Below are 13,024 nucleotides of genomic sequence, written 5' to 3' on the forward strand. Positions count from 1 at the left end.
ATTATTAAACCATAGTGGATTATTCTTTGGTTTCGGCGTCAGCAGCTTTTTTTGCTTCCTCCTCTTCAGAGAGTTTTGCCTCTTCTTTATCTTTCTTTCTTTCAGAAAGACCTTCCTCGATAGCAGCACCGACAGCTTTTACCAACAATGAAATGGATTTGAATGCATCGTCATTGGCTGGGATAGGGAAATCTACCTCACCTGGGTTAGAGTTTGTATCTACCAATGCGAATACAGGGATACCAAGCTTTTTGGCTTCAGCAATAGCAATATGTTCTCTTTTGATGTCTACTACGAAAAGCGCAGCTGGAAGACGGGTAAGGTCAGAGATACCGCCCAATACGTTTTCCAGTTTTTGACGCTGTCTAGTGATCATCAAGCGCTCTCTTTTTGCAAGACTTGTGTAAGATTCTTCTTTCATCAATTTGTCGATGGAAGACATCTTCTTCAATGACTTACGGATAGTAGCGAAGTTGGTCATCATACCACCAAGCCATCTTTCAGTCACGAAAGGCATTTTCAACCTTGCAGCTTCTTCAGCTACCAAGTCCTTAGCTTGCTTCTTAGTCGCGACGAACATGATTTTTTTGCCGGAACGAACGATTTGCTTGATTGCGTTGGATGCTTCTTCAAGGCAAACAAGCGTCTTGTTTAGATCGATGATGTGGATACCGTTTTTCTCCATGAAGATGTACGGTGCCATTCTAGGATCCCACTTTCTTGTTAAGTGTCCGAAGTGAACACCAGCATCCAGTAAGTCTTTATATTCGATTTTAGCCATTTAAATATGTATGTTTTAAATAATATCTGAATAATCTCCAGATTAACGTTTAGAGAACTGGAATCTTCTTCTAGCTTTTCTACGTCCTGGTTTCTTACGTTCTACCATTCTAGGATCACGAGTAAGGAACCCTTCTTTTTTCAATGGGCTTCTGTGCTCCTCGTTGATTTCACAAAGGGCTCTGGCGATCGCCATTCTGGCTGCTTCTGCCTGACCTTTGATTCCTCCTCCGTCTACGTTGATTTTGATATCGTAAGTCTCACCTTCGTTTACCAAAGTAAGCGGCTGCTTCACTACGATTTGGTGAAGGTCAAATGGGAAATATGTTTCGATGCTTCTGTTGTTTACAGTGATCTCGCCTTTACCAGGCTTTAGATAGATCCTCGCAACAGATGTCTTTCTTCTACCGATTGTATTGATAACTTCCATGGAATGATCAAATTATAATTTAACTTCTTTTGGTTGTTGTGCTTCATGAGGATGCTCAGCACCTTCATACACATAAAGGTTTGTGTACAACTTTCTACCCAATCTGTTTTTAGGAAGCATACCCCTAACCGCCTTTTCAATAAGGATGGTAGAAGATTTGTCCTTCAAGATACGAGGAGTTGAAATTCTTTGACCACCAGGAAATCCTGTGTGACGTACATAAACTTTGTCGTCCCACTTCTTACCAGTCAACCTGATTTTGTCTGCATTGATGACAATTACATTGTCTCCGCAGTCCACGTGAGGAGTATAGCTAGACTTGGTTTTTCCTCTCAAGATTTTCGCTACCTCACTTGCAAATCTACCAAGTACCTGTGCTGAGGCGTCCACTATCACCCAGTCTTTTTGTACGGTAGCACTGTTTGCTGATACGGTTTTATAGCTTAAAGTATCCACTGTGTAAATGTTTAATTATTAGCTTGTTAAATACATTTCGCCCTCAAAAAGGGACACAAAGATAGAAGGAATTCCAATCATATGCAAAATATATATTGGTTTACTGCCTAATTTTCACATGGATAGACCGTTTTTCTTACGGCTTTTCATGTGCTGCGTACTCTTGGCTTCATCCAAGGAATGTCTGTGCGACTGTTTTAACTGTTTTTGTCAAGTTGTTTGATCAAAACAGCAAAGTCCTTGGGGTAGGGGGCGGTTACACGGATTGTTTGACCGTCAGTGCCCTCAAAGACAATGGAGTAGGCATGTAGGGAAACCCTTTGCATGATCGGAAGTTCTTCCGTACCCTTCTTAAGGTTAAATCGTCTTTTGAGATCTGAAAGATAAAGGGCCTTCCCGCCGTACATTTCGTCACCACAAATGGGAGTGTTCAAGTGTGCCAGGTGAATCCTGATCTGATGAAGTCTTCCCGTTACAGGTTTGCATTCCACCAGGGAATGGACACTGTAGGTCTTTAAAGTGGTGAAAAAGGTGGTGGCCGGTTTGCCGTCTATGTTGATTTTTGCAATCCCTTTATTGGTTGCAACCAGGTTACGGTCTACAAGCGTATTCTCGTATTCGGTAATACCTTCCACAACGGCATGGTAAATTTTGTCCACTTTTCTGTTTTCAAACTGGATGGCAATATTTCTATAGGCATCCGGGTTTTTGGCAATTACCAGACATCCCGACGTTTCCTTGTCCAATCGGTGACACACCTGGGCATCTGGAGTGTGACCTTTGGCCAAGTGAAGGATGTTTTGTCTTTCATGCCTATCGTCTAAGGTCGATAGATATGGAGGCTTATTGATGACTATATAGTCTTCGTTTTGAAACAGAATAAGATCTTCAAAATCTACTTTTTTCATAAAGCCAGGCTTACACCTTTCAAATCAAGGTGCAAAAATAGACAAAAATCGGCGAGTCCAAAGAAAAGATCGTGTTAAATATTGCCTGTTTAGATGGACTTTATTTTTTATCGTTCTTTTTAGGTTTGTACAGGGGTAAAGAAAAACTGAAATTAGAGCCTTTCCCTACAGTGGAAGAGACGGAAATTTTGCTTCTGTGACCTTCTAGAATGTGTTTGACAATGGCCAGTCCAAGGCCTGTGCCCCCCATTTCCCTGGATCGGCTTTTGTCCACCCGGTAAAAGCGTTCAAAGATTCGCTTGATGTCTTCTGCGGGAATACCGAGTCCGTCATCCTGTACATCTACCGTAAGGTTGTTTTTTGATGAGCTTAAAGAGATATGGGCTTCCCCGCCTTCTTTATTGTATTTGATGGCGTTGGAAATTAAGTTCTGGCAAACCCTGTAGATTTTGTCCTTGTCGGCAGAGGTCAAGTAGGTCTTGTTGGGGTTGTGGGTAAACCGCAGGTTAATATGCCTTTTCTCCGCTTTGTGTTCAAGTTCTTCCATGACCTCTTGGATCAGCTCTGCCATGTTGAACGTCTCAAAGTGAAACTTCACCACTCCGCTTTCCATTTGGTTTAGGGTCAGCAAGTCCTGCACGAGTTTGTCCAGTGCATTGAGGCTTTTTGCGGCACGTTTTAAAAACTTGTCCCTGACATTGACATCCTCTACCGCACCATCAAGCAAAGTGTGAACATAGCCTTGGGCCGCAAAAATGGGAGTCTTAAGCTCGTGGGAGATGTCTGCGATGAATTCCCTCCTGAAAGCGGCGTTTCGTTGTAGGGTTTCTATCTCCTTATTTTTAGCAATCGCGTACGAGTTTATCGTATTGTTGATTTTTCTCAGCGGTGAAATAGAGCTTTTTTTGGGCTTGTCCGAGATGTCGGTCAGGTCCTTTTTCTGGATTTTTTCGAGCACCGCGTAAATGCTGCTGATTTCCTTAAAGATGAGAAACTCCAGGGTGACGTTCATTAAAATATAGGAAATGGCCATGGTCAGTCCCCATGCTACGGTCAGTAACAATAATGTCGCATCATCCAATAAGGATAAAAATGCGACAGTAAGGACCGATATAGCAAAAGCCAAAACGAGGGCTATGCCTCGGGAAGTGGTGAGCATAATTAATTGTTGTCGAACTTGTAGCCTACGCCTTTTACCGTAGTGATATAGTTCTCTCCTATTTTTTCTCTTACTTTTCTAATATGAACATCGACAGTCCGGGCAAGGACAAATACATCCGCCCCCCAGATGTTTTGAAGCAGTTCATCTCTGCTAAATACCATATTAGGGTTTTTTGCCAAGAAATACAACAGCTCAAATTCTTTCTTTGGAAGGGTGATGGTTTTTCCTTCTTTATCAATAGTAAAGCTGCTTCTGTCAATGGTGAGGTCTTTGATGCGTATCTGCGATACTTCTTGATCTTTTTTAGACTCTCTCCTGAACAAAGCTGCTATTCTGCTGACCAGCGCCCTGGGCTTAATGGGCTTGGTGATATAGTCATCCGCGCCAACATCAAAGGCCGCAACTTCAGAATATTCCTCGGATCGGGCAGTAAGGAATATGACAAAGGTGTTTTTCAGGTCTTCTATGTCCCTGATCTGCCGGCATGTTTCTACCCCGTCCTGATTAGGCATCATGATGTCCAGTAGGATAACATCAGGCTTGAATTTAGTGGCAGTTTGTACAGCTTTTATGCCATCGTTGGCAGATTCCACATCATAACCTTCTTTTTCCAGGTTATAGGTTAAAATTTCAATAATGTCCGGTTCGTCATCTACAACCAGTACCTTGATTTTTGGTTTGTCACTCATTTGACTTTGCCATTTGGATTGCTTAAAACACTGCTAATTTAAAAAAACTATGAAAAGAAATAACTTTTGTGCTGATAACTGCAGCTTTTGAACTGATAAAAATGTTCAAAAGCCTTCAGGTGTTAACTTAATATTGCTAAAAAGTTAATTATTTGTTTCGTAAACCTTTAATAGAGGTTATTTCCATGTTAAGTGATCCCACGACAAGTTCGGCTTCAATCTTTACAGGGATTTTGTTTTTGTCATTGGTGACCCACATTTTGATGGGGTTTTCACCGCTGAAAAGTTTATTGCTTGGCATTACAGGTGATATTACAAAGGTGTCGAAGTTGCCAACTTTAGTGGAAATTTTGTCACGGCCCTGGAATATTAATTTTAGGTTATATGTTTTTTCATCGAAAAACCCTTTGATAATAATGATGTCCCCTTTTTTGTACTTCTCTAGGTCCAGATGACGCATATAATAGAAACCACTGACGATATCCTGAATACCGGGGGTGATCTCGTGTTCTGTGGTCTTGACCAGTTTTCGGTTATCCCTATCGTAAAGTTTCACGGTGGCTTTTCTGTCTCCATGGTCGAAGTCGATGACCTCATGCTTTCTATATCCCCCTTCTTCGATATGCCTGTAAGAGCGATAGGGGATGTTCTTAGCCGTATCCATATAACTGCCCCAATTGTCCTTTACCCGGAATATGCTGAAAATGCTCAGTGTTTTTCCAAAGATGTCTATTTTATAGCTGGGTTTGCCGTTTATGGAGTGGATTTGGTCATCGATGATCATTTTGGCCTCTGCTGCATTGAAGAACAGGTATTTTACCTTAAAAGTCAGCTCTTCCCCTTTCTGGTAAGGAGGGAAATAGTCTTGAGCATGGGAGGGCGGGGATAAAACCGAGGTTATAATGGTAATAAGTAGAAACAGTTTGGCGAGTAAGGGCATAGAGAACTTTGTTGCTTTAGTGGAGTTGTTTTCAAAAGTTATACCAAAGTGGCAATGACCGCTTTATACAAATTTCTAAATTAATAAAACGGCAATAGAAAACAATGGTTGTAGGTAAAGTTGATATTGATGTGGCGAATGTTTACTTTCACATAATAATTACAGACCAAGTTTCTACCTTTTGATTTATGAGCGAAAATACTGAAAAACTGAAAGCACTGCAGCTGACCATTGACAAATTGGAGAAGACCTATGGAAAGGGTACTGTCATGAAGCTGAGTGATAATACTGTCGTTGATATTCCTGCGATTTCTACGGGGTCGTTGGGATTGGATATGGCACTGGGAGTAGGAGGGATACCCAGAGGAAGAATTATAGAAGTATACGGTCCCGAATCTTCTGGTAAAACAACGCTGACAATGCATTGCATTGCTGAGGCCCAGAAAAAAGGTGGTTTGGCAGCTTTTATTGATGCAGAGCACGCGTTTGATAAGGTCTATGCCGAAAAACTGGGGATAGATACGGAAAACCTATTGATTTCCCAGCCGGACAATGGTGAACAGGCCTTGGAGATTGCGGAGCACTTGATTCGGTCGGGAGCAATTGATATTATCGTAATTGACTCTGTGGCTGCCTTGGTTCCTAAAGGAGAATTGGAAGGTGAAATGGGTGACAGTAAAATGGGCCTACAGGCCAGGTTGATGTCCCAGGCTTTGAGGAAGCTTACCGGAGCCATCAATAAGACCGGTTGTTCCTGTATATTTATCAACCAGCTTAGGGATAAGATTGGGGTGATGTTTGGTAATCCTGAGACCACTACTGGTGGTAATGCCCTGAAGTTTTATTCATCGGTGCGATTGGATATCAGAAGAATAGGACAAATCAAGGAAAGCGCCGATAATATCTTAGGAAACCGTACCAAAGTGAAGGTGGTTAAGAACAAAGTGGCTCCTCCGTTTAAAGTGGTGGAATTTGATATCATGTATGGTGAAGGGATCTCCAAAGTAGGAGAAATTATCGATCTGGGCGTGGAGTTTGAAATCATCAAAAAAGCAGGATCCTGGTTCTCTTATGAAGGAAACAAGTTGGGGCAGGGTAGAGATGCGGTAAAGACCTTGTTGCATGATAACCCTGAACTGATGGAAGAGCTGGAAGCAAAGATCAAGGCAAAGGCAGGTTTGGGAGGCGCTCTTGAAGAAGAGGTGGCCGATTAACGAAGCGAGAGAGTTGATAAACAAACTAAAAGAGGAAGCCCAGGCTTCCTCTTTTAGTTTGTTCTAATGGCTTCCACGGGATCCATTTTTGCAGCAAGGGCTGCTGGTATGGCTCCTGAAAGCATTCCGATAACCGAAGAAAGCCCTATGCCAAGGAAAATGTTTTTGGGTGAAAGGAATACCTCAAGGGCTCCAAGCGGGATAAAGGTGATCCCAAAGACCAAGGCGAGCCCCGCCAAACCTCCAAAGAGGCTCAAGAAGGTGGCTTCAAACAGAAATTGGAGCAATATAAAGTAGTTCTTTGCACCCAATGATTTTTGGATGCCTATAATATTGGTCCGTTCTTTTACAGAGACGAACATGATGTTGGCGATTCCAAATCCACCCACCAGTATGGAGAAGCCGCCGATGACAGCTCCGGCGATGCTGATCACATCGAAGATGGCGCCTATGGCATTTTGGACAAACTCTGATTTGTTGAGTGCAAAGTTGTTTTCTTCTGTGGGTTTTAGTCCTCTTTTGGCCCTTAACAGACCTGTCATTTCGTTTTCCAGCGCAACAAGACCCTTATCACTGTCCATGCCTTTGGCTGCTATGGTAGGTTCTACCCCCCATCTCCCCATGTAAAACATCTTGCCAAATGAGCCAAGAGGGATCAGGCAGGCGTCATCTTTGGAGGGAAGATCAAACAAGCCTTCACCTTCTTCTTCCAATAGGCCGATTACCACAAACTTCTGACCTTTTATCTTGATCTCCTGCCCAATGATGTCTGCGCTTTGAAAAAGGTTTTGGGCGATTTTTGAGCCGATTACGGTGACATTTCTTGCCGCTGAGATTTCCATTTCTGTGAAGAACCGTCCCTGTTCCAGGGGGATGTCATAGACCTCTTTGTGGTCAAAGACCACTCCCTGTAGGTTTGCTCCTTCGAAAGAGCTGCTTTTTCTTTTAATTGTAGAATTAGCGGAAGCTGAAATCGTGATGGCATCCGCATTTTGAATCCGTTCTTTAAGGAACTGGTATTCGGAGAGGTTTCCGGGAGGCCTTCTGAAGTACCGCCACCAAGGGTACTCACCACCTCCGGAGGCAAAAGGAAATCGGTCGACCCGAAGTACGTTGGTTCCAAGAAATGAAAAACTCGATTTGATGTTTTTTTCCAAGGAGTCCACCAGGGTGAAAACAGCAATGATGGCAAAAATGCCTATCGTAACGCCTAGGAGGGACAGTACGGTTCTGGTGAGGTTGGACTTCAGGGCTTGGAGAGCAAACCTGAAACTCTCCCAAATAAGTCTGAATATAATCAATTGAAAAACTTTGTTTGAAAACTATTTGATAATATAGGTAGTTTTAGCTATAATTCTTATTAACTTTGCGGTTTTTACGACCGTACCGTAAATCTAAAATATTCAACGTATTTCTTAAAATTACATATGAAATTATCAGATTTCAAATTCGAAGTTCCTAAAAAGCTCATTTCATTATATCCATCTGAAAACCGGGACGAATCAAGGTTGATGGTTGTTCATAAAGATACCGGAGAAATCGAGCACAGGATTTTCAAGGACATCATTGAATATTTTGACGAGGGCGACGTCTTTGTGACCAACAATACCAAAGTTTTTCCTGCAAGGCTTTATGGAAACAAGGAAAAGACCGGTGCAAAGATCGAGGTGTTTCTGCTGAGAGAACTGAACCAAGAATTAAGGTTATGGGATGTATTGGTTGATCCCGCCAGAAAAATCAGGGTCGGAAACAAGCTGTACTTTGGAGAAAGTGATCTAGTGGCTGAAGTCATTGATAATACTACTTCTAGAGGACGTACCATCCGATTTTTGTTTGATGGTTCCGACGAGGAATTCTACAAGACGATTGACGCCTTGGGAGAGACCCCGATTCTGAAGGAATATATCGACCGTAAAGTGGAGGAGGAAGACCGTGAGCGGTATCAGACCATCTATGCTGAGCACGTAGGTGCAGTAGCCGCCCCGACGGCAGGTTTGCATTTTACGCCGCATCTTTTGAAGCGCTTGGAGATAAAGGGAGTGGATGTAAGTCCAATTACGCTGCATATTGGTTTGGGGACTTTTCGTCAGGTAGACGTAGAGGATCTTACCAAGCATAAAATGGACTCTGAAAATTACGATATTCCGGAAGGAACGGTTGATTTGGTAAACCGGGCACTGGACAGTAAGAAAAGGGTGGTTGCTGTAGGTACCACTTCGCTTAAAACAGTGGAATCGTCGGTTACAGCAAATAACAGGCTGAAAGCATCAAGTGGGTGGACCGATAAATTCATCATCCCTCCTTATGAATTTAAAATCGCCAATTCCTTAATCACCAATTTCCATATGCCTGAGTCTACACTTTTGATGACCACAGCTGCTTTTGGAGGATATGACCTTGTCATGAAAGCTTATCAGGAAGCGGTGAAGGAAAAGTACAGGTTCTTCTCCTATGGTGATGCCATGCTGATCATTTAATAAAGGATATGATATCAACAAAAAGGGCTCTGAAAAGAGCCTTTTTTGTTGATGATATCTTTACTTAATGGTAATAATGTCACAGGTATGCCTAAAAGTAAATTGCTTACTTTTGCGGCATTGAATTAAAAGAGTTTTATGAGGAAAGCAGCAATTATAGTAGCAGGCGGAAAAGGCACCAGGATGGGGAGTCCGGTACCAAAGCAATACCTCGAGATAGGAGGTAGGCCTGTTTTGATGCATACTCTGGAAGTTTTTTACCGCTTTGATCCTGATATAAAGTTGGTCTTAGTGATTCCAGGGGTGGATTTCGATTTTTGGCAAGAGCTGTGTGATAAGTTTGGCTTTGATTTGCCGCACGAAGTAGTGGCAGGAGGAAAGTCCCGTTTTCAATCGGTAAGAAACGGGCTAAACAGTATTGATTGGAAGGAAGGATTGGTGGCAATCCATGATGGGGTCAGGCCTTTTGTGAAAGAGGAGGTGATCAGGAGCAGCTTTGAAGAAGCGGCCCGGTACGGTAGCGGCATTGCGGTAGTTCCACTTAAAGATTCCATTCGGAAGCTTACTGATGGTAATCAGTCATTTTATCAGGAACGGCAGTATTTCAGGTTGGTGCAAACACCCCAGACCTTTGATCTGAATAGAATCAGAAAGGCCTTTGATGTGACAGAACTGCATCACTTTACCGATGATGCGACAGTTTACGAGCATCAGGGCTGGCAGGTAAGTCTTGTTGCAGGAAATTTCGAAAACATTAAGATCACCACTCCCGAGGATATGGACTATGCCCAGTTTCTGATTCAAAAGAGTAAAAAATAATTTTACCGGTAAAAATGGGGCTTTTACCGATCAATTTCTTTCAGTGGCCTAATCACGCTTACATTTTTTGAGGGAATGAAGTAGTTTTATGCTATCGTTAAAGATGATAGCTATGAATATGAAAAGAAGATATGGTTCCGGAGATGGCGGTAGGACTACTACCGGATTGATAGTGCTTGCCGTAGGGCTTTTCTTGCTAGTAAGAAAATTAGGTTTTTTTATCCCCGATTGGATATTTTCTTGGCCGATGATTTTTATAGCCATTGGCCTCATTACCTTGGCAAAACACCAATTCCGTAGCGGATTTGGAGTCTTTCTTGTGCTGTTTGGAGGCTTTTTTCTTTTAACAAATGAATTGGATATTCCCATTAGGGTGGAGCGGTACCTGATTCCTGTTGGTCTGATTATTTTGGGGATATTCCTTCTGATGACCAAAAGGAAAGGGGCTTGGTATCAGTTTGATAAATGGGAAAAGCCATCAGGTAGTTATGGACCGGAAGTTAGCGGGAAGGGCAAAGGTGTTGGTGAGACGTTTATGAGTGATAAGGAGTATTGGTCTGAAGGAGCAGGCTTCCAAGAGCAAAATGAAGATGTGATCAATTCCCAGGCCTTGTTTTGTGGAATTCAAAAGAGGGTCATGTCAAAGAATTTTAAAGGAGGAAAAGTTTCGGCGATATTCGGAGGCACCGAGATTGATCTTACCCAAGCTGATCTGGCTGAGGGGGCTGTCCTGAATGTGGAAGTGGCCTTCGGAGGGGTGAAGCTTTTGATACCTCCTCATTGGGAATTAAAAATGGGGGTTACCAATCTGTTTGCTGGCGTGGAAGACAAGCGGATGTACCCTCAGGGAGGAGAAGATACGGGAAAGGTGTTGGTAATCAATGGGACGGTCCTTTTTGGTGGTTTGGAGATAAAATCCTTTTAAAGCTTAATGAGGAATGTCTTGCAGTTTTAATGGTGAAAATGCTTCGTTATCAGGGAGGAGGGGATTCATGGCAAAGCATAGCTCTTTTTTCACTGTTATGCTGAGTGAATGGTGAGAGTCAGCGGCTTCTCATATTTTGCCAAAAGTTGATTAATGATACAATGATAACAAAGATACTAAAACGTTCTGGGCATGGGTGGTATCAAGTTCTGCTGGTTTTAATTCTGGGATCGGCTTCAGGCGCTTCTTTGCTGTATTATTACGGGCTTGAAATTAAAGAGAGCGTAGTTGATAGTTTGGCCTATACGCTATTGGTTTTTGGAGGGTTTTTGATGCTGGAGAATATTTTTCGCTTTTATAAGCCCCAAAGGAACAATGCTTGGCTTATTTTGGCTTTTCCGCTTTCCTTGAGTGTGGTGCTGGTGTTCTTGGGAAAAGTCTTGTTACAGTATTTGTTGAAGGCTGATCCGGGCTACGTGTTTTTTTTGATGGATTCTATGGTGTATCGATGGGTGCTGATAATGCTGCTCCTGACGGCTTATGTCATTGTTTTGCTGGTAGGAGGTGAGTTAGAAGATCAGCTGGAAGCAAGGAGGCGAGAGGAGATGATTGCTAAACTGGCAAAAGAGGCTGAACTTTATCATTTAAGACAACAATTGCAGCCTCATTTTCTCTTTAATAGCCTTAACTCTATAAGTGCCTTGGTGAAAAAGGAGCCTGACAGGGCAAGGGAAATGGTATTACAGCTTTCTTCCTTTTTGCGAGGGACCATCCGTAAAGATGAGAAAGAGTGGGTTACGGTGGAAGAGGAAGTGGGCTACCTGAAATTGTTTTTAGGAATAGAGAAAGTTCGGTTTGGCCATCGGTTGGTTGTGAAATTTGAAATCGATGAAAATACGCTAGGTCTTAAGCTACCTCCCCTGTTGATACAGCCCTTACTGGAGAATGCTGTAAAGCATGGCGTGTACGGTGTGCTGGATCTTGTAGAGATCAAAGTAAGGGTGTTTAGGGCCCATCATTATTTGGAGGTAATGATTTCCAATCCCTTTGACAGGGACAGTGTCAGTGAAGAGGGTAAAGGTTTTGGCTTGAACAGTATAAAAAGACGCTTGTTCCTTCTTTTTGGACGGAATGATTTATTGACTTTTGATGATTCTGAAGATATCTTTCAAGTACATTTAAGAATACCTGTTGCAAATGGTAAAGACCCTAATAATTGATGATGAGCCTTTGGCTGCCCAGTTGGTTGAAGAATATTTGGAAGACTTTCCGGATTTTGAAGTAGTAGCCGTTTGTGCAGACGGATTTCAAGGCTTAAAAGCCATTCAGGCGCATCAGCCTGATCTGGTGTTTCTGGATGTCCAGATGCCAAAGATAAGTGGTTTTGAGATGTTGGAACTTATTGATCAGCCGCCAGCAGTGATTTTTACTACAGCGTTTGATGAATATGCCATGAAAGCTTTTGATGCCCATGCCGTGGATTACCTGCTTAAGCCTTTCTCTAAAGAGCGATTTGCCCAGGCGGTGGTGAAATTTTCTCAATTTGGTGGTAACAGCTCTCTGGAAGGGCTGTTGTCTGCCCCAAGGGAGGTGGAACAAGGGTATGCAAAAAGAATCGTGCTCAAAGACAGGGGGGAGATAAAGATGATCCCCGTGGCTGAAGTAAGTTTTTTTGAGGCCAATGATGATTATGTCAACATTTATAGTGGGAATAATAAATACATCAAAAACAAAACCCTGAAATTTTTTGAGGAAGCATTGGACCCCGCAAGTTTTGTCCGGGTGCACCGTTCTTATATGGTGAAAGTGTCAGAAATCCTGAACATAGCCTCTTATGAAAAAGAAGGGTATTTGATCAAATTGAGGAGCGGAGCTACTGTGCCGGTAAGCAAAAGTGGGATGGCTAAATTAAAGCAGGTGCTGGGGGTGTAAGTAAGGAAATAGGTGAAAAAGTAAAAAAGCCCGGAGGGGGCTTTTTTAATATTCATCTTCATTGAAGAAGAAATCGTCTTTTGTTGGATAGTCTGGCCAAATTTCCTCGATGTTTTCATACGGCTCACCATCATCCTCAAGCTCTTGAAGGTTTTCAACTACCTCAAGAGGAGCTCCAGAACGAATAGCGAAATCAATCAATTCATCTTTTGTAGCTGGCCAAGGAGCATCTTCCAAATAAGATGCAAGTTCTAAAGTCCAATACATAGTGTCTACATTTTAAGTTTTTCCG

General features: G+C 42.5%; 15 protein-coding genes. 6 read left to right on the forward strand and 9 right to left on the reverse strand.

What is annotated here, in order from left to right; genetic code table 11:
- Positions 1-19: 19 nt before the first annotated feature.
- The 7 genes from rpsB to ACYVAA_RS06655 all read right to left on the reverse strand — a co-directional run bounded on the left by rpsB (position 20) and on the right by ACYVAA_RS06655 (position 5,365).
- A complete protein-coding gene (gene rpsB, locus ACYVAA_RS06625) occupies positions 20-781 on the reverse strand; it encodes a small ribosomal subunit protein uS2 (RefSeq protein WP_460539757.1) in 762 nt (253 codons plus the stop codon).
- A gap of 42 nt (positions 782-823) precedes the next feature.
- A complete protein-coding gene (gene rpsI, locus ACYVAA_RS06630) occupies positions 824-1,210 on the reverse strand; it encodes a 30S ribosomal protein S9 (RefSeq protein ID WP_460539759.1) in 387 nt (128 codons plus the stop codon).
- 12 nt (positions 1,211-1,222) lie between these two features.
- Entirely contained in the window at positions 1,223-1,666 is a 444-nt protein-coding gene (rplM, locus tag ACYVAA_RS06635; RefSeq protein ID WP_460539761.1) for a large ribosomal subunit protein uL13, read from the reverse strand.
- Positions 1,667-1,863: 197 nt separating this feature from the next.
- On the reverse strand, positions 1,864-2,574 hold the full coding sequence (locus ACYVAA_RS06640) for an RluA family pseudouridine synthase (protein ID WP_460539763.1): 711 nt from the start codon (positions 2,572-2,574) through the stop codon (positions 1,864-1,866).
- Between the two features lie 100 nt (positions 2,575-2,674).
- Positions 2,675-3,733 (reverse strand): sensor histidine kinase, encoded by a 1,059-nt coding sequence (locus ACYVAA_RS06645; RefSeq protein ID WP_460539765.1) that lies wholly within the window; start codon positions 3,731-3,733, stop codon positions 2,675-2,677.
- Between the two features lie 2 nt (positions 3,734-3,735).
- Positions 3,736-4,425: a response regulator transcription factor gene (locus ACYVAA_RS06650; protein WP_460539767.1), complete on the reverse strand. Its 690-nt coding sequence runs from the start codon at positions 4,423-4,425 to the stop codon at positions 3,736-3,738.
- Between the two features lie 148 nt (positions 4,426-4,573).
- Complete coding sequence (locus ACYVAA_RS06655) at positions 4,574-5,365, reverse strand: DUF3108 domain-containing protein (RefSeq protein ID WP_460539769.1); 792 nt, start codon at positions 5,363-5,365, stop codon at positions 4,574-4,576.
- A gap of 188 nt (positions 5,366-5,553) precedes the next feature.
- Between ACYVAA_RS06655 and recA the strand changes: the two genes are divergently transcribed.
- Positions 5,554-6,579 (forward strand): recombinase RecA, encoded by a 1,026-nt coding sequence (recA, locus tag ACYVAA_RS06660; protein ID WP_460539771.1) that lies wholly within the window; start codon positions 5,554-5,556, stop codon positions 6,577-6,579.
- Positions 6,580-6,632: 53 nt separating this feature from the next.
- Here recA and ACYVAA_RS06665 read toward each other — a convergent pair whose 3' ends face one another.
- Positions 6,633-7,880 (reverse strand): ABC transporter permease, encoded by a 1,248-nt coding sequence (locus ACYVAA_RS06665; RefSeq protein ID WP_460539773.1) that lies wholly within the window; start codon positions 7,878-7,880, stop codon positions 6,633-6,635.
- 126 nt (positions 7,881-8,006) lie between these two features.
- On the opposite strand from ACYVAA_RS06665, the gene queA reads away from it, so the two are divergent.
- The 5 genes from queA (at position 8,007) to ACYVAA_RS06690 (ending at position 12,732) form a co-directional block, all read left to right on the forward strand.
- Positions 8,007-9,056 carry an S-adenosylmethionine:tRNA ribosyltransferase-isomerase gene (gene queA / locus ACYVAA_RS06670; RefSeq protein WP_460539775.1) on the forward strand — a complete coding sequence of 350 codons (1,050 nt, stop codon included), beginning with the start codon at positions 8,007-8,009 and terminating at the stop codon, positions 9,054-9,056.
- Positions 9,057-9,194: 138 nt separating this feature from the next.
- A complete protein-coding gene (locus ACYVAA_RS06675; protein ID WP_460539777.1) occupies positions 9,195-9,875 on the forward strand; it encodes an IspD/TarI family cytidylyltransferase in 681 nt (226 codons plus the stop codon).
- Between the two features lie 118 nt (positions 9,876-9,993).
- Positions 9,994-10,800, forward strand: coding sequence for a LiaF transmembrane domain-containing protein (locus ACYVAA_RS06680; RefSeq protein WP_460539779.1), 807 nt, complete (start codon positions 9,994-9,996; stop codon positions 10,798-10,800).
- A gap of 161 nt (positions 10,801-10,961) precedes the next feature.
- On the forward strand, positions 10,962-12,020 hold the full coding sequence (locus ACYVAA_RS06685; RefSeq protein WP_460539781.1) for a sensor histidine kinase: 1,059 nt from the start codon (positions 10,962-10,964) through the stop codon (positions 12,018-12,020).
- Positions 11,998-12,732 carry a LytR/AlgR family response regulator transcription factor gene (locus tag ACYVAA_RS06690; RefSeq protein WP_460539783.1) on the forward strand — a complete coding sequence of 245 codons (735 nt, stop codon included), beginning with the start codon at positions 11,998-12,000 and terminating at the stop codon, positions 12,730-12,732. Before ACYVAA_RS06685 ends, ACYVAA_RS06690 begins: the two co-directional genes overlap by 23 nt.
- Positions 12,733-12,777: 45 nt before the next feature.
- Here ACYVAA_RS06690 and ACYVAA_RS06695 read toward each other — a convergent pair whose 3' ends face one another.
- Positions 12,778-12,999: a DUF2795 domain-containing protein gene (locus ACYVAA_RS06695; RefSeq protein ID WP_010855875.1), complete on the reverse strand. Its 222-nt coding sequence runs from the start codon at positions 12,997-12,999 to the stop codon at positions 12,778-12,780.
- Positions 13,000-13,024: the final 25 nt, after the last annotated feature.

Source organism: Echinicola sediminis (assembly GCF_054777495.1).